The 18,582-nt window shown below is 33.5% G+C and carries 14 protein-coding genes and 1 pseudogene; 14 read left to right on the top strand and 1 reads right to left on the bottom strand.

Annotated features, from left to right (window positions below; all coding sequences use genetic code 11):
* Window positions 1-135: 135 nt before the first annotated feature.
* The 9 genes from mutS to hfq all read left to right on the top strand — a co-directional run bounded on the left by mutS (window position 136) and on the right by hfq (window position 12,321).
* Entirely contained in the window at window positions 136-2,754 is a 2,619-nt protein-coding gene (gene mutS, locus JMUB898_RS07905) for a DNA mismatch repair protein MutS (RefSeq protein ID WP_037541418.1), read from the top strand.
* A gap of 15 nt (window positions 2,755-2,769) precedes the next feature.
* A complete protein-coding gene (gene mutL, locus JMUB898_RS07900) occupies window positions 2,770-4,740 on the top strand; it encodes a DNA mismatch repair endonuclease MutL (RefSeq protein ID WP_002442626.1) in 1,971 nt (656 codons plus the stop codon).
* A 13-nt stretch (window positions 4,741-4,753) separates the two neighbouring features.
* Window positions 4,754-5,287, top strand: coding sequence for a glycerol-3-phosphate responsive antiterminator (locus tag JMUB898_RS07895; protein WP_037541419.1), 534 nt, complete (start codon window positions 4,754-4,756; stop codon window positions 5,285-5,287).
* Window positions 5,288-5,617: 330 nt separating this feature from the next.
* Window positions 5,618-6,436, top strand: a complete 819-nt coding sequence (locus JMUB898_RS07890) for an MIP/aquaporin family protein (RefSeq protein WP_037541420.1) — start codon at window positions 5,618-5,620, stop codon at window positions 6,434-6,436.
* 156 nt (window positions 6,437-6,592) lie between these two features.
* Window positions 6,593-8,092: a glycerol kinase GlpK gene (gene glpK / locus JMUB898_RS07885; RefSeq protein ID WP_002442632.1), complete on the top strand. Its 1,500-nt coding sequence runs from the start codon at window positions 6,593-6,595 to the stop codon at window positions 8,090-8,092.
* 176 nt (window positions 8,093-8,268) lie between these two features.
* Entirely contained in the window at window positions 8,269-9,942 is a 1,674-nt protein-coding gene (locus JMUB898_RS07880) for a glycerol-3-phosphate dehydrogenase/oxidase (RefSeq protein ID WP_002442634.1), read from the top strand.
* Window positions 9,943-10,189: 247 nt separating this feature from the next.
* Window positions 10,190-11,125 carry an alpha/beta hydrolase gene (locus JMUB898_RS07875; RefSeq protein WP_002442637.1) on the top strand — a complete coding sequence of 312 codons (936 nt, stop codon included), beginning with the start codon at window positions 10,190-10,192 and terminating at the stop codon, window positions 11,123-11,125.
* 4 nt (window positions 11,126-11,129) lie between these two features.
* The gene (gene miaA, locus JMUB898_RS07870) at window positions 11,130-12,128 is read left to right on the top strand and encodes a tRNA (adenosine(37)-N6)-dimethylallyltransferase MiaA (protein ID WP_044466343.1); all 999 of its coding nucleotides are present in this window, start codon (window positions 11,130-11,132) and stop codon (window positions 12,126-12,128) included.
* Entirely contained in the window at window positions 12,082-12,321 is a 240-nt protein-coding gene (gene hfq / locus JMUB898_RS07865) for an RNA chaperone Hfq (protein ID WP_002442642.1), read from the top strand. The genes miaA and hfq overlap by 47 nt, the downstream gene beginning before the upstream one ends.
* 347 nt (window positions 12,322-12,668) lie before the next feature.
* Here hfq and JMUB898_RS07860 read toward each other — a convergent pair whose 3' ends face one another.
* On the bottom strand, window positions 12,669-13,145 hold the full coding sequence (locus tag JMUB898_RS07860) for a glutathione peroxidase (RefSeq protein WP_037541421.1): 477 nt from the start codon (window positions 13,143-13,145) through the stop codon (window positions 12,669-12,671).
* 112 nt (window positions 13,146-13,257) lie between these two features.
* On the opposite strand from JMUB898_RS07860, the gene hflX reads away from it, so the two are divergent.
* From hflX to JMUB898_RS07835, 5 genes and pseudogenes are all read left to right on the top strand, one after another.
* Window positions 13,258-14,496, top strand: a complete 1,239-nt coding sequence (hflX, locus tag JMUB898_RS07855) for a GTPase HflX (protein WP_044466276.1) — start codon at window positions 13,258-13,260, stop codon at window positions 14,494-14,496.
* A 16-nt stretch (window positions 14,497-14,512) separates the two neighbouring features.
* Window positions 14,513-15,751: a methionine gamma-lyase family protein gene (locus JMUB898_RS07850; RefSeq protein ID WP_044466342.1), complete on the top strand. Its 1,239-nt coding sequence runs from the start codon at window positions 14,513-14,515 to the stop codon at window positions 15,749-15,751.
* Window positions 15,752-16,013: 262 nt separating this feature from the next.
* On the top strand, window positions 16,014-16,382 hold the full coding sequence (locus JMUB898_RS07845; RefSeq protein WP_161792476.1) for a MerR family transcriptional regulator: 369 nt from the start codon (window positions 16,014-16,016) through the stop codon (window positions 16,380-16,382).
* Between the two features lie 19 nt (window positions 16,383-16,401).
* Window positions 16,402-17,742 (top strand): type I glutamate--ammonia ligase, encoded by a 1,341-nt coding sequence (glnA, locus tag JMUB898_RS07840; protein ID WP_037541422.1) that lies wholly within the window; start codon window positions 16,402-16,404, stop codon window positions 17,740-17,742.
* 182 nt (window positions 17,743-17,924) lie between these two features.
* A pseudogene (locus JMUB898_RS07835) lies at window positions 17,925-18,324 on the top strand (N-acetylmuramoyl-L-alanine amidase); the annotation flags it as partial.
* Window positions 18,325-18,582 lie beyond the last annotated feature (258 nt).

Raw genomic sequence — 18,582 nt, 5'->3', positions numbered from 1 at the left:
TAAAGCGTACTTTTTTATACACTTTTTTGGTTAAGCGAGTTGTATTTATATATGTTAAAATGTATGAGTTAAAAGCGTATGTAAAAAAAATTAAAATAAGAAAAATATTTATAAATAAGGGTTGTGAAAATAGAAATGGCTAATGTAACACCAATGATGCAACAATATTTAAAAATAAAATCTGAATATGACGATTGTTTATTATTTTTTAGACTCGGCGATTTCTATGAAATGTTCTTTGAAGATGCGAAAGAAGCTTCAAGAGTTCTTGAAATTACTTTAACAAAGAGAGATGCTAAAAAAGAAAATCCTATCCCTATGTGTGGCGTACCTTATCATTCGGCTGATAGCTATATTGAGACATTAATCAACAATGGTTATAAAGTTGCAATATGTGAACAAATGGAAGACCCTAAACAGACTAAAGGCATGGTAAAAAGAGAAGTTGTTAGAATTGTCACGCCGGGTACAGTGATGGAACAAGGCGGCGTGGACGAAAAGCAAAACAATTATATTCTAAGTTTTGTTAAAGATGAAGTGTATGCATTAAGTTATTGTGATGTTTCTACCGGAGAACTTAAGGCTACTCATTTTCAAGATGAAGCAACATTACTGAATGAAATTACGACAATTAATCCTAATGAGATAGTTGTAAATGAAGAATTGCCAGAAGAATTAAAACGTCAAATAAGCATGACAACTGAAACAGTTACAGTACGTGAGAATATTTCAGAAATGCAGTATAACACTAACAAGTTAACTCATAATCAAATGTTCAAGTCCACACAATTATTGTTAGATTATATACATCATACTCAAAAAAGAGATTTATCACATATTGAAGAAGTAGCTGAATACGCGGCAATTGATTTTATGAAAATGGATTTCTATGCTAAGCGAAATTTAGAGCTAACTGAAAGCATTAGACTTAAATCGAAAAAAGGTACATTACTTTGGTTAATGGATGAAACAAAAACGCCAATGGGTGCAAGACGACTGAAGCAATGGGTTGATCGACCTTTAATTAACAAAAATCAAATTAACGAAAGATTGAACATCGTAGAGGAATTTATCAATCGTTTTATTGAGAGAGATACACTACGCAATTATTTAAATCAAGTTTATGACATTGAACGATTAGTCGGCAGAGTCAGTTATGGTAATGTGAATGCAAGAGACTTGATACAACTCAAACATTCGATTTCAGAAATTCCTAATATTAAAGCATTGCTCAACGAATTAGATGCTCAGACCACATCACAATTTAGTGAATTAGAACCCCTCGATGATCTTTTAGAACTTTTAGAGGAAAGTTTAGTTGAAGAACCACCTATTTCAGTCAAAGATGGTGGTCTATTTAAGACTGGATTTAATGAGCAATTAGATGAGTATTTAGAAGCTTCTAAGAATGGTAAAACTTGGTTAGCAGAGTTACAAGCGAAAGAACGTGCTCGCACAGGAATTAAGTCTTTAAAAATTAGTTTTAATAAAGTTTTTGGATACTTTATTGAAATTACTCGTGCAAATCTACAAGGGTTTGAACCTAGTGAATTTGGTTATAATCGCAAACAAACATTGTCCAACGCCGAACGATTTATAACGGATGAACTTAAAGAAAAAGAAGACATTATTTTAGGAGCAGAAGACAAAGCAATTGAATTAGAATATCAATTATTTGTTAAATTAAGAGAACATATTAAAACGTATACTGAAAGACTACAAAAACAAGCAAAAATTATTTCTGAATTAGATTGTTTGCAAAGTTTCGCAGAAATTGCTCAAAAATATAATTATGTACGACCTTCGTTTAGTGATGATAAAACTTTAAAATTAGAAAACTCTAGACATCCGGTTGTAGAGCGCGTGATGGATCATAATGATTATGTGCCAAATGATTGCAATCTAGACAATGACACATTCATTTATCTTATTACAGGGCCAAATATGTCTGGAAAATCTACGTATATGAGACAGGTTGCTATTATTAGTATCATGGCTCAAATGGGTGCCTATGTACCATGTGATTCTGCTGTATTACCTGTATTTGATCAAATCTTCACTAGGATTGGTGCTGCAGACGATTTAGTATCAGGTAAAAGTACCTTCATGGTAGAAATGTTAGAGGCGCAAAAGGCTTTAACTTATGCTACTGAGAATAGTCTAATTATTTTTGATGAGATTGGTAGAGGGACTTCTACATATGATGGGCTAGCTCTAGCTCAAGCCATGATTGAATACGTCGCTCAAACTTCTCATGCTAAAACACTATTTTCAACGCATTATCACGAATTGACCTCCTTAGATCAGATGCTTCCATGTTTAAAGAACGTGCACGTGGCTGCTAACGAATATAAGGGAGAACTCATTTTCTTGCATAAAGTTAAAGATGGTGCGGTAGATGACAGTTACGGTATTCAAGTTGCGAAACTTGCTGATTTACCAGAAGAAGTGATTAATAGAGCTCAAATTATACTCGATGAATTTGAACAAAAACCTTCAGGTCAAATCATGCCTAATGAATTATCTCAAGATAATCATGAAGGTCGTCTTTCTACTAATGAAAGTAATAATTCTATTAATGCCGAAAAAACAATAAATTCTAAAAATGATTTTGAACAAGCCTCATTTGATTTATTTGAAAATAACGATCAACAAAGTGAAATTGAATTAGAAATTAAAAATTTAAACTTATCCAATATGACGCCTATAGAAGCACTTGTGAAATTAAGTGATTTACAGAAACAATTAAGATAGAGGTAGGTGTAAACAATGGGAAAAATAAAAGAACTACAAACCTCTTTGGCTAATAAAATCGCAGCTGGAGAAGTCGTGGAAAGACCAAGTTCTGTAGTTAAAGAATTGTTAGAAAATGCCATAGATGCTGAATCTACTGAAATTAATGTTGAAGTGGAACAATCAGGTGTTGCTTCAATTAGAGTAGTAGATAATGGGACTGGTATTGAACAAGATGATTTAGGCTTAGTTTTCCATCGACATGCAACTAGTAAAATAGATGCTGATGATGATTTATTTCATATCAGAACATTAGGATTTCGTGGCGAAGCTTTAGCAAGTATTTCTTCAGTGGCTAAAGTTACATTGAAAACGTGTACTGATAATGAAAATGGCTTCGAAGTATATGCAGAGAATGGAGAAATTATTAACAGTAAGCCTGCTAAAGCTAAAAAAGGAACAGATATTCTAGTAGAATCTTTATTCTATAATACGCCAGCACGTCTGAAATACATTAAAAGTCTATATACCGAATTAGGAAAGATCACAGATATAGTAAATAGAATGGCGATGAGTCATCCTGATATTAGAATTTCTTTAGTGTCAGATGGTAAAACTTTAATAAGCACGAATGGATCAGGGCGTACAAATGAAGTGATGGCAGAAATTTACGGTATGAAAGTTGCTAAAGACTTAGTTCACATTTCTGGAGACACAAGCGATTATCATCTTGAAGGTTTCGTAGCTAAACCTGAACATTCAAGAAGCAATAAGCATTATATTTCAATTTTTATCAATGGTCGGTACATTAAAAATTTCTTGCTAAATAAAGCTATTATCGAGGGTTACCATACGTTACTGACAATTGGGAGATATCCGATTTGCTACATTAATATTCAAATGGACCCTATATTAGTGGATGTCAATGTACATCCTACTAAACTTGAAGTACGTTTATCTAAAGAAGAACAGCTATTTGCTCTAATTGTAGAAAAAATTAGAGAGGCGTTTAAAGACAGAATATTAATTCCTCAAAATGATTTTGACCGTTCACCTAAAAAGAATAAAGTTCTTGAATCATTTGAACAGCAGAAAATGGATTTTGAAAAAAGAAATAATTCTAGTGCGTCTAATCAATCAGCTTCATCATATCAATCTTCTGAAAATGGATATCGTTCGGATAGCGATAATTCGGTAGTAAATGAAGATTCGGGCCAAAAATATGAATATGACAATTCGACGATTGATGTAGAAAATTCTAATTCTGATTCCTCTCACTATATACAACGTACGAGTGAAGATAATTACTTCCAAAATCAAAAAGATATTCTAAATGAAATTGAAAATGATCAATACAATGAATTAGATTCATCATTTGCAAAAGAAGATGATATTAAAGGCACTATAAGTAAATCGCCTCATCGCCGTGTTCCTTATATGGAAGTTGTCGGACAAGTACATGGCACATATATCATTGCTCAAAACGAAAATGGAATGTTTATGATTGACCAACACGCAGCACAAGAAAGAATTAAGTACGAATACTTTAGAGAGAAAATTGGCGAAGTTACCAATGAAGTCCAAAATCTATTGATTCCGCTTACGTTCCATTTTTCAAAAGATGAGCAAATGATTATCGATCAATATCAAGACGAATTAGATAGAGTTGGTGTACATCTAGAACACTTTGGCGGACATGATTATATTGTAAATAGTTATCCTGTCTGGTTCCCTAAAGGCGATGCTGAAGAAATTATTAAAGATATGATTAATTTAGTATTAGAACATAAAAAAGTAGACGTTAAAAAAATACGAGAAGAAGTTGCAATCATGATGTCTTGTAAAAAGTCTATTAAAGCAAATCATTACTTAAAAAATAATGAAATGTCAGATTTAATTGATCAACTTAGAGAAGCTGAAGATCCATTTACTTGTCCTCATGGCAGACCGATTATTATCAATTTTTCAAATTATGAACTCGAAAAACTATTTAAACGAGTGATGTAGAGGAGCTGCTATCTTGAAAGAAAATATTTTGCCAGCGATCAGAAATATGAGAGATCTTGAAAGATTAACAAAGACAGATTATAAAGCTTGTGTATTATTAGATATGCACATTGGCCATTTGAAAAGTATAATGGAACTATTAAAACGTCAAGGTATAGCATGCTATATTCATATTGATTTAATAAAAGGTTTAAGTCATGATGAATTTGCGTGTGAATATATCATTCAACAATATAAGCCCAAAGGTATTGTTTCAACTAAAACAAAGGTTATTAGAAAAGCCAAATCTCTAAATACCTTAACAATCTTTAGAGTATTTATTATAGATAGTCAGGCGTTAACGAGAAGTATTGAATTAATCAAGAAAGTTGAGCCTGATTTCGTAGAAGTGTTACCCGGTATTGCAAGTAAAGCAGTGAACCAAATTCAAAAAGAAACTTCAACACCGGTAATTGCAGGCGGTTTAATTAATGATGAAAATGAAGTACAAGAAGCCGTTTCAAGTGGTGCGAAATATGTAACCACAAGCTATCAAAAACTTTGGTAAATGATAATAACCAAAAAGGTGAGAGTGTGTGATATTTGAAAGGATCTACTCATTTTAAATATCGCACATTCTTTTTTTACTTTAAAATTTAAAATCAAAAATATAAATTTCTCGAAAATTTAGTTACTAGGATATAAATAAATGCTAGCTATATTTATAATTCTAAATACTAATTATGACAAATTTTTTACAAAGTCATTGACAACGCTTACAAGTCGATAGTAAAATTATATCAAGTTTAAAAGTTAATAATAGAACAGAGACTGGGAGATTTCTACAAGCTTAATATCGCTAACGTAGGGGTCTCTCTGTTTTTTGGGAGGAAATGATATGAATGCATATTTAGCAGAATTTTTAGGTACTGCAATTTTAATTCTTTTCGGAGGTGGCGTTTGTGCAAACGTTAATTTGAAAAGAAGTGCTGGCAACAATGCAGATTGGATTGTAATCGCTGCAGGTTGGGGTCTAGCCGTATCAATGGGCGTATATGCCGTAGGTAAATTCTCTGGCGCACATTTAAATCCAGCTGTTACAATTGCACTTGCAATGGATGGCGGATTCAGTTGGGCACAAGTTCCTGGTTATATTGTTTGCCAAATGTTAGGTGGTATCGTCGGTGGTGCACTTGTGTGGTTAATGTATTTACCACATTGGAAAGCTACTGAAGAGCCAGAAGTCAAATTAGGCGTGTTCTCTACAGCACCTGGAATTAAAAACTATTTTGCTAACTTCTTAAGTGAAATTATTGGTACAATGGCTCTAACTTTAGGCATATTATTCATCGGTGTTAATAAAATTGCTGATGGATTAAATCCACTTATTGTAGGTGCTTTAATTGTAGCAATTGGTTTAAGTTTAGGGGGACCTACAGGTTATGCGATTAACCCTGCTCGAGATTTAGGTCCTCGTATTGCACATGCTATTTTACCTATCGCAGGTAAAGGTCATTCTAACTGGTCATACGCTATTGTGCCTGTATTAGGTCCAATTGCTGGTGGTATGCTGGGCGCTGTGGTTTACGAAGTGTTTTATAAACAAACATTTAACGTGAGTTGTGCAGTTGGAATCGTCTTAGTTGTTATTACTTTAGTATTAGGATTAATTATTAATAAATCCTCTAAAAAAGGTGACATCGAATCTATTTACTAATTGATAGGGATAATTGAAGGATAATTTTAAAATATCGGGATTAAATTACCTCAATTTTGTGTATAGATGTAATGGTTGATACTTTTTTAATGAAATTTTAAATACCAACTTTACTTTATTACTTATTATTAATTACATCAAAAGGAGTCAAAACCTATGGAAAAATATATTTTATCAATCGATCAGGGAACTACAAGTTCACGTGCGATTCTTTTCAACAAAGATGGAGAAATTAAAGGTGTTTCTCAACGTGAGTTTAAACAACATTTTCCACAATCAGGTTGGGTAGAACATGATGCAAATGAAATTTGGACTTCTGTGCTGTCAGTGATGGCTGAAGTAATGAATGAAAATGACATTCAAGCTAACCAAATTGAAGGGATTGGTATTACAAATCAACGTGAAACGACTGTTGTTTGGGATAAGAATACAGGACGTCCAATTTATCATGCAATCGTATGGCAATCTCGTCAAACACAAGATATTTGTACAGAATTGAAAGACCAAGGATACGAAGAAACATTTAGAGATAAGACTGGTCTATTGTTAGATCCATACTTTGCAGGTACTAAAGTGAAGTGGATTCTTGACCATGTTGACGGTGCAAGAGAAAAAGCTGAAAATGGCGATTTACTATTTGGAACAATTGATTCTTGGTTAGTATGGAAATTATCTGGTAAAGAAGCACATATTACTGATTATACAAATGCAAGTCGTACATTAATGTTTAATATTCATGATTTAAAATGGGACGATGAACTATTAGAAATTTTAGATGTTCCAAAACAAATGCTTCCAGAAGTTAAAGAATCTAGTGAAATTTACGCCAAAACTATCGATTATCACTTCTTTGGACAAGAAGTTCCTATTGCAGGTATTGCAGGTGACCAACAAGCAGCATTATTTGGTCAAGCTTGTTTCGACCGCGGTGACGTGAAAAACACTTACGGCACTGGTGGATTCATGTTAATGAATACTGGTGAAGAAGCGGTTAAATCTGAAAGTGGTTTATTGACAACAATTGCATATGGTCTTGATGGCAAAGTCAATTATGCGCTTGAAGGTTCAATCTTCGTTTCAGGCTCAGCAATTCAATGGTTGCGTGATGGTTTAAGAATGATCAATTCTGCACCTCAAACCGAAAATTATGCTTCACGTGTAGATTCAACTGAAGGTGTCTATATGGTTCCAGCATTTGTTGGTTTAGGTACGCCATATTGGGATTCAGATGCAAGAGGTGCCTTCTTTGGTTTAACACGTGGTACTGAAAAAGAACATTTCATCCGCGCAACATTAGAATCACTATGCTATCAAACTCGTGATGTTATGGAAGCAATGTCTAAAGACTCAGGTATTGAAGTTCAAAACTTACGTGTCGATGGTGGCGCAGTTAAAAATAACTTCTTAATGCAATTCCAAGCTGATATCGTAAATTCAGCAGTTGAAAGACCAGAAATTCAAGAGACTACAGCATTAGGTGCTGCTTATTTAGCAGGATTAGCAGTAGGATTCTGGGACAATAAAGAAGATATCAGAGAACGTTGGAAACTTGAAACCGAGTTTGAACCAAAAATGGAAGAAGAACAACGTACTAAGTTATATAAAGGCTGGAAAAAAGCTGTAGAAGCAACACAAGTATTCAAATTAGAAGATTAAGCAAAAATTTTGAAGTAAGCGTGAGCATTAAATGGACTTGATTTTCTTAAGTGTGTTATACTGAATTTAAGTTAATAAGAAAATCGAGAAACGAGAGATCTGTTCGTACAAAACAATTAAATGTTTTTGTGGGATAGGTGTCTCGTTTTTTATTTATTTTTAGGAGGCGTTAGATAATGGCATTATCTACATTGAAAAGGGATCATATTAAAAAGAATTTAAGAGAAAACGAATATGACGTTGTTATCGTCGGCGGTGGTATTACAGGTGCAGGTATTGCCTTAGATGCTAGTAACCGTGGTATGAAAGTAGCTTTAGTAGAAATGCAAGACTTCGCTCAAGGTACAAGTTCAAGATCAACTAAACTTGTACACGGTGGATTAAGATATTTGAAACAATTACAAGTTGGCGTTGTAGCTGAAACTGGTAAAGAACGTGCCATTGTTTACGAAAATGGTCCACATGTAACAACACCAGAGTGGATGCTTTTACCAATGCACAAAGGTGGTACATTTGGTAAATTCTCAACTGCAATCGGTTTAACAATGTATGATAGATTAGCGGGCGTTAAAAAATCTGAACGTAAAAAAATGTTATCTAGACAAGATACTTTAAATAAAGAACCATTAGTAAAACAAGATGGCTTAAAAGGTGGCGGTTATTACGTTGAATACCGTACTGATGACGCACGTTTAACTATTGAAGTTATGAAAAAAGCTGCCGAAAAAGGCGCTGAAATCATTAACTATACACGTTCTGAACATTTCACTTATGATTCAAATAAAAAAGTAAATGGTATCGAAGTGCTAGATATGATTGACGGCGAAACTTATGGTATTAAAGCTAAAAAAGTCATCAATGCTTCTGGTCCATGGGTAGATGAAGTTAGAAGTGGTGACTACGCTCGTAATAATAAACAACTACGTTTAACTAAAGGTGTACACGTGGTTATCGATCAATCTAAATTCCCATTAGGCCAAGCTGTTTATTTCGATACTGAAAAAGATGGTCGTATGATTTTCGCTATTCCTCGTGAAGGTAAAGCATATGTAGGTACAACTGATACGTTCTACGACAATGAGAAAGCAACACCATTAACAACTCAAGAGGATAGAGATTATCTCATCGATGCAATTAACTATATGTTCCCAAGTGTTGATGTTAAAGATGAAGATATTGAATCTACTTGGGCAGGTGTCCGTCCATTAATCTTAGAAGAAGGTAAAGACCCATCTGAAATTTCACGTAAAGATGAAGTTTGGGAAGGTGAATCTGGTCTATTAACAATCGCTGGTGGTAAATTAACTGGTTACCGTCACATGGCATTAGATATTGTTGACCTATTAGCGAAACGCTTAAAACAAGAATACGGTCTTAAATTTGAACCATGTGCAACTAAGTATCTTAAAATTTCTGGCGGTGACGTAGGCGGAAGTAAAAACTTTAAACACTTCGTCGACCAAAAAGTTGATGCAGCAAAAGGTTTCGGCATCGATGAAGATGTTGCGCGTCGGTTAGCTAGTAAATATGGTTCAAACGTCGATCATTTATTCAATATTGCACAAACTGCACAATATCACGAAAGTAATTTACCATTAGAAATTTATGTAGAATTAGTTTATGGTATCCAACAAGAAATGGTTTATAAACCTACAGATTTCTTAGTACGTCGTTCAGGTAAATTATATTTCAATATTCAAGATGTTTTAGATTATAAAGATGCAGTAATTAACGTCATGGCTGATATGTTGAACTATACTGACGCTCAGAAAGAAACTTACACTAAAGAAGTTGAAGAAGCGATTGACCAAGCTCGCACAGGTAACGACCAACCAGCTGTTAAAGAATAAATGATATTATTTATGAGTATCAATTGATATTTAAATCTAACTACTTGTAGATTTTTGGATATTCCATTTTCTGCAAGTAGTTTTTTAATTTTTATTTAATTTATTTTTCGAAAATAAAAGTAAAATGACCGAAGAAACGCTATGCATACGATTTGATTACATATCACTCACACGGTATATTATTTATAAAATAGTTTTAAGCTAATATTGAATTAAAGTGAATTAGGAAGGTTAGGGGGCATATGTTATGAGTCAAAGTCAGTTTAAAATCACTGTTGAAGATGGGACAATGATTGAGGTTAAAGTGGATAAGGCTAAGAAAAGTACCATAGGAATTGTTCATCTTTTTCATGGAATGGCTGAACATATGGACCGTTATGACGAATTAGTTTATGCCCTAAATTTACAGGGATATGATGTGTTGAGACATAATCACCGTGGACATGGTAAGGATATTGATGAGGTAGAGCGAGGCCACTTTGATAATATGTCGCAGATTGTTGATGATGCTTATGAAATAGTGGAAACACTTTACGGTTCACAACTTTCAATCCCTTATATTGTATTAGGACATTCTATGGGGTCTATCATAGCAAGATTATTTGTAGTCAGATATCCAGAATTTGCGAATGGATTAATCTTAACTGGTACAGGAATGTTTCCGAAGTGGAAAGGTATTCCGGCAACATTCGCCTTAAAACTTATTACGGTAATATTAGGTAAGCGTCGACGTGTGAAATGGGTGAATAATTTAGTCAATAAATCATTTAACAAGCGTATCGAGAATCCTGAAACTGAGAGTGATTGGATTTCAACAAAGCGCGATGAAGTAGATAAATTTGTCCAAGACGAATATTGTGGATTCAGAGTGTCGAATCAGCTCATTTATCAAACTGTGAAGTATATGATGCTGACAACAGAACGTAAATCTCTTGAGAAATTAAACAAACATTTGCCTATCTTACTCATTTCAGGTAAAGAAGATCCATTTGGTGATTATGGAAAGGGCATTCGACAATTGGGTAAATTGTATAAGAAATCAGGTATAAATCATGTCACTGTGCAGTTATATAAAAATAAAAGACATGAAATTTTATTTGAAGATGATTATCAAATGACTTGGCAACATATGTTTGAATGGATAGAAAAACAAATTTTAAAGAAAAATAAAGCGAGTGAATAATGAAATGACGAATCAAAACAAGCCATTTCTTGTTGTAATTGTAGGTCCAACTGCCTCAGGTAAAACTGAATTAAGCATTGAAATTGCTAAAAAATTCAATGGTGAAGTGATTAGTGGAGATTCCATGCAAGTGTATAAACATATGGATATTGGAACTGCTAAAGTGACTCGTGATGAAATGGATGGCATTCCGCATCACATGATAGATATATTAGAGCCTGATGAATCATTTTCAGCGTATGAATTTAAAAAAAGAGCAGAAGCTTGTATTGAAGATATTATCAATAGAGGGAAATTACCTATCATCGCTGGAGGCACAGGACTTTACATACAATCTTTGCTTTACAACTATGCTTTCGAAGATGAAACAGTCTCCCCTGAAAAAATGCAAATTGTTCATGCGCAACTTGCAGAACTCGAACAATATAACAATGAGGAGCTACATCATTATTTAGCTTCGTTTGATAGTGAATCAGCAGAGAATATACATCCTAATAACCGAAAAAGAGTATTGCGAGCGATAGAATATTATTTAAAAACAAAAAAACTTTTAAGTTCTCGAAAGAAAGTACAACAATTTACTGAAAATTATGATACATTATTAATAGGGATTGAAATGTCGCGCGAAACATTATATTTTAAAATAAATAAACGTGTCGATATTATGTTGGGTCACGGATTATTTAAAGAAGTGCAACAACTCGTGGAACAAGGATTTGAAACAAGCCAAAGCATGCAAGCGATTGGTTATAAAGAACTTGTACCTGTAGTCAAAGGCAACATGAAAATGGATGACGCTGTTGAGAAACTCAAACAGCATTCACGACAATATGCTAAACGCCAACTGACTTGGTTTAAGAATAAAATGAATGTTCACTGGTTAAATAAAGAAACGATGTCACTTCAGATGATGTTAGATGAGATTACAACCCAAATAAATAAAAGGAGTTCTAGACATGATTGCAAACGAAAACATCCAAGATCAAGCACTAGAGAACTTTAAAGCAGAAAAAACTGAAGTCACTGTATTCTTTTTAAATGGCTTTCAAATGAAAGGTGTTATTGAAGACTTTGACAAATATGTTGTAAGTTTAGTTTCTCAAGGCAAACAACATCTGATTTACAAACATGCGATCAGCACTTTTACAGTTGATAATGAATCTGAAGAATCAGCTGAAGAAAAAAGTGAAGAATAAGAGTTGTAATCAAAGTGCATTAATTTTGCATTTTCATTGATAAGCGGAAGTGTATGATTCATGAAGTTTATCAGTGAATTACATTTAAGTATTGAAGATAATGGTATAACACGCCTAGCACTTTAGAACAAACCAAGGAAATGTTTGTAATAAAAAATATGCTTCATGCAATGTATAGCTTGAAATCTACGATTGATTTCGTTAGTCATACATTACATGAAGCATTTTTCTATTTTATTGAAATTTAATATATTTTCTATAATCGTTATACACAAATAGAAATTACTTTTAAATGAGCTAAATGTACATAACGCGATAATGAGTAGAAGTGTTAATCTACAGTCTGATTATAATAATTTTTCAATTTCACTTTTAATTTGATCAGGTTTTTTCTGTGGAGAGAAACGTTTAACAACGTTACCTTCACGGTCGACTAAGAATTTAGTAAAATTCCATTTAATTTTTTCATTTAACATACCTTTTGCTGCGTCAGTGAGATAGCGGAATAATGGATGTTGATTCTCACCTTTTACGTCTACTTTTTCATGGATAGGGAAGGTTACGCCATAATTGATTTTACAATTTTGAGCTGCTTCTTCTCCTGACCCAGGTTCTTGACCACCAAATTGATTACAAGGGAAACCTAAAATAACGAAACCTTTATCTTTGTATTCATCATACAATTTTTGTAAACCTTCAAATTGTGGGGTGAAACCACATTCACTAGCAGTATTAACGATGAGCATTACATCGCCTTTATATTGTTCTAATTTATAATTTTCACCGTTATTTTTTTGCACTACAAAATCATAAATCGTTTCCATATTTATCACCCTTTCGATATACTTCAAATTTAACATAATTTGACTCTATAGTCTTTGTTCAAAGTCTATGATAGAATGTTTTGAGTAACTTTTTATAGAGGAGATGTATATCATGGCACAGCAATCAACTCATGATACAAAGAAGAGATTAGAAACTGCTGTATTAGTCGGTGTACATGCTCAAACGGATAATCAATTTAATTTTGATTCAACGATGGAAGAGTTAGAAGCTTTATCTCAAACTTGCCAATTAAATGTTAAAGGTCAAATCACTCAAAACAGAGAACAATTTGATCATAAATATTATGTAGGTAAAGGTAAAATTGAAGAAATTAAAGCTTTTATCGAATTTCATGATATAGATGTTGTTGTGACGAATGATGAATTGACAACTGCACAATCTAAAACATTAAATGATAATTTGGGCATTAAAATCATCGATAGAACCCAATTAATTTTAGAAATATTTGCTTTAAGAGCACGAAGTAGAGAAGGTAAATTACAGGTTGAATTAGCTCAACTTGATTATCTTTTACCAAGATTACAAGGGCATGGTAAGAGCCTTTCTCGTTTAGGTGGCGGCATAGGTACTAGAGGTCCTGGTGAAACGAAATTAGAAATGGATCGTCGTCATATTAGAACCCGTATGAATGAAATTAAACATCAATTACAAACTGTAGTTGAACATCGTGAAAGATATAGAAATAAACGTGAGCAGAATCAAGTTTTCCAGATTGCTTTAGTTGGTTATACAAATGCTGGTAAATCCTCATGGTTCAATGTCCTAGCTAATGAGGAAACATATGAAAAGAACTTATTATTTGCAACATTAGATCCTAAAACACGCCAAATTCAAATTAATGAAGGATTTAATCTGATTATTTCAGATACTGTAGGATTTATTCAGAAACTTCCAACGACATTAGTAGCAGCATTTAAATCAACACTTGAAGAAGCGAAAGGTGCTGACCTATTATTACATGTTGTCGATGCGAGTCATCCTGAATATCGCTCACAATATGATACAGTTAATCAGCTAATTAATGATTTAGATATGGATCAAATTCCTCAAGCTGTAATTTTCAATAAAAAGGATTTATGTGGTGAAGATACAGAAGTACCTGTTTCTAAATCTCCACATGTCTTTGTATCAAGCAGAAATGAAAACGATAAAGAAAAAGTGAAATCACTAATGATTGATGAGATTAAACGCAATTTAGAATATTATGAGGAAACTGTGGATAGCGTTAATGCGGACAGATTATATTTCTTAAAGCAGCATACCTTAGTGAGTGAGCTTTATTTTAATGAGGAGAATGAAACGTATAGCGTTAAAGGCTACAAAAAATGATAAAGGAAGAAAAAATATGGAAGAAATGACTCAATTGATTGAAGAGGTTGAGATGACCTTGGCACCATATTTCAAAGAAATTGAAAATAATGCCTTAATCAATCAAGAAAAAGTGCTTAACGCCTTTCATCATGTCAAAGCGACAGAAAGTGATCTTCAAGGATCCACGGGATATGGATATGATGACTTTGGAAGGGACCATTTAGAAGAGATTTACGCACATACATTTAAAGCTGAAGATGCGCTAGTAAGACCTCAAATCATTTCAGGTACACATGCAATTACATTAGCGCTCCAAAGTAATTTGAAATATGATGATGAATTATTATATATCACCGGAAGTCCTTATGACACGTTGTTAGAAGTTATTGGTGTGAATGGAAATGGAATTGAAAGTTTAAAAGAACATGGTGTTCATTATAATGAAGTGAAATTAAATAATGGCAAGATTGATATACCCAATGTACTTGAAGCGATTAATGAAAAAACTAAAGTGGTAGCCATTCAACGTTCTAAGGGGTATGATCAACGTCCATCAATTCCAATAGATGAAATTCAAGAAGCAATCGAAGCAGTTAAAGCCAAATATCCAGATGTTATTATTTTCGTTGATAATTGTTATGGAGAATTTGTTGAAGATAAAGAACCAATCGAAGTTGGTGCTGACTTAATTGCCGGTTCGCTAATTAAGAATCCCGGTGGTGGTCTTGCTAAAATCGGTGGTTATATTGCAGGACGTAAGGATTTAATTGAGCGTTGTGGCTATCGTTTAACTGCGCCAGGTATTGGTAAAGAAGCGGGTGCGTCTTTAAATTCCTTACAAGAGATGTATCAAGGATTTTTCTTGGCACCGCATGTAGTGAGCCAGAGTTTGAAAGGTGCTTTATTTACTAGCCTCCTTCTTGAAAAATTAAATATGAAAACGACACCTAAATATGATGTGAAGCGTACAGATTTAATACAAACTGTACAATTTGATACGAAAGAACAAATGATATCTTTCTGTCAAAGTATTCAACATGCTTCGCCTATTAATGCACATTTTAGTCCTGAGCCAAGTTATATGCCAGGGTATGAAGATGATGTAATTATGGCAGCAGGAACTTTTGTACAAGGATCATCCATTGAACTATCTGCGGATGGACCGATACGACCTCCTTATGAAGCTTATGTGCAAGGCGGTTTAACATATGAACATGTCAAATTAGCTGTAACTCGTGCAGTCATTCAATTAAATGAGCAAAATTTAATATAAAGTAGGACTTTAACTCTCTAGATGATAAGACATTTAGAGAGTTTTGTATTTATTTGAAGTTTTTGTCAGAAAATTATAAAATTAATTTAGAAATTATAAGATGTTGTTTGAAATTTAACTCATTTTTCAATTGGAACATTGGTTTGAAATGTTGATATGATAAGGTTTCAAGTATTTATGTAAGAAAACCTGACATACTTTTGTATTATAAGTAAATCTATGCTAAATTAGTGTCAAGTTCAAAAGTAGAGGAGAGGTACAAGTGCAGTCTAACGATTCCATCAGACGAAACATGGCCGTATTCTCTATGAGTGTTGTGAGCAAACTAACTGAATTAAGCCCAAGACAAATTCGTTATTATGAAACACATGAACTCATTACACCAGAAAGAACTCAAGGAAACAAAAGGTTATTTTCAATGAATGATTTGGACCGCCTTTTAGAAATTAAGAGTTTAATTGAGAAAGGATTTAATATCAAAGGTATTAAACAAATCATATTTGATGACCAAGATCACTTAACTACAGACGAACAAGAGACTAGAAAAAGAATGATTGTAGATGCAACGCAGAAACCGCGTAGCGAAACATTACCAATAAATCGTGGTGACTTATCAAGATTTATTAAATAAAATTTGGAGGATTCAAACCATGCCAAAACGTAGTTTTACAAAAGACGATATTCGTAAGTTTGCTGAAGAGGAAAACGTAAGATATTTAAGATTACAATTCACTGATATTTTAGGAACAATTAAAAACGTAGAAGTTCCTGTAAGCCAATTAGAAAAAGTTTTAGACAATGAAATGATGTTCGATGGTTCATCTATCGAAGGTTTCGTACGTATTGAAGAATCTGATATGTATTTACAACCAGATTTAGATACTTGGGTGATTTTCCCATGGACAGCAGGTCAAGGTAAAGTTGCGCGTTTAATCTGTGACGTATTTAAAACAGATGGTACACCATTTGAAGGTGACCCTCGTGCTAACTTAAAACGTGTCTTAAAAGAAATGGAAGATATGGGCTTCACAGATTTCAACTTAGGGCCTGAACCAGAATTCTTCTTATTCAAATTAGATGAAAAAGGTGAACCTACATTAGAATTAAATGACGATGGAGGTTACTTCGACTTAGCACCAACAGACTTAGGTGAGAATTGCCGTCGCGACATCGTATTAGAATTAGAAGATATGGGATTCGATATCGAAGCAAGTCACCACGAAGTTGCACCTGGACAACATGAAATTGACTTTAAATATGCTGATGCTGTTACAGCTTGTGATAACATTCAAACATTTAAACTTGTTGTTAAAACAATCGCACGTAAGCATAACTTACATGCGACATTTATGCCAAAACCATTATTCGGTGTAAACGGAAGCGGAATGCACTTTAATGTTTCATTATTCAAAGGTAAAGAAAATGCATTCTACGATCCAGAAGGTGAAATGCAATTAACTGATACGGCTTACCAATTTACAGCAGGTGTGCTTAAAAATGCACGTGGATTCACTGCAGTATGTAACCCATTAGTAAACTCATACAAACGTTTAGTACCAGGTTATGAAGCACCATGTTACATTGCATGGAGCGGTAAAAACCGTTCTCCATTAGTACGTGTACCTTCTTCAAGAGGTTTATCAACTCGTATCGAAGTACGTTCAGTTGACCCAGCAGCTAACCCTTATATGGCTTTAGCAGCAATTTTAGAAGCAGGATTAGATGGAATTAAAAACAAACTAGAAGTACCAAAACCAGTAAACCAAAATATTTACGAAATGAATCGTGAAGAACGTGAGGCAGTTGGCATCCAAGACTTACCTTCAACATTATATACTGCATTAAAAGCAATGCGTGAAAATACTTCAATCAAAAACGCTTTAGGTAATCACATTTACAATCAATTTATTAACTCTAAATCCATTGAATGGGATTACTACAGAACTCAAGTTTCTGAATGGGAACGCGAGCAGTACATGAAACAATACTAAAGCGCTAAACAAAACAGGGGAAACACAATAAGGGGTAAGAGCTGAGACACAATTGTCTTGGCTCTTTTTTTGCGTTGTGAAAAGATATCCTTTTGATCAGTTACTTTTTAAAAAACCGATCATATTAAAGTATAGATAGAGTGAAGCTATTTTGAAAGAGATTTTTATGTGATTAAAATAGAATTCCAGTTTATAAAGACTTATTACCATATGGAACAAGACAAACAGGTCAACCATTAGACACAGGTAGCCCAATTTTTGCAGTGTACCATGATACTGGCAATCCAAACAGTACGACTTAACAGAATGTTAACTATAAAAAAACTTACATTCAAGATTGGACTTCAACTGCTTCAGCACACTTCTTTGTTGATGATAAAGAATGCATTATCTGTATTCCTTTAGGTGAAAAAAGCATGGCACGTGATTTATGATACGCCTAAAGATAACTATTATTTTGGAGATGTCGCAAATGATGGTGCATTTGGTGAAGAATTATATTATTTCCCTGATGCTAGAGAACGATCACTTAAAGCATTAGATAATTTTGCAAGAATTAACGCTGTACTTTTACCGTCATGGTAAGTTGACCACAAGGAAAGGAGAAGGAAATGAAAAAGAAGTTAAAAAGAACGAATTGAAAAATTAAAGTATCGAATAGATGTAGCTGGCTTAATAATTCAAATACTTAATTTTATCAAATCGTTCATTAAAAGGTATAGGGCTAAAAATCCATTACCTCATTATATATATGGAGGTGAGGTTTATGACAAGAGAATTGAGAAGAAAGTTAACCTTTTATATTAATGTAGTGACTTTAATTTTGCTCATCATAAATAT

The organism is Staphylococcus caprae (assembly GCF_003966625.1).
In the GTDB taxonomy this organism is placed as follows: domain Bacteria; phylum Bacillota; class Bacilli; order Staphylococcales; family Staphylococcaceae; genus Staphylococcus; species Staphylococcus caprae.
Note: the sequence above shows the minus strand (reverse complement) of the source record. Positions and strands in the feature narration are given on the sequence as shown.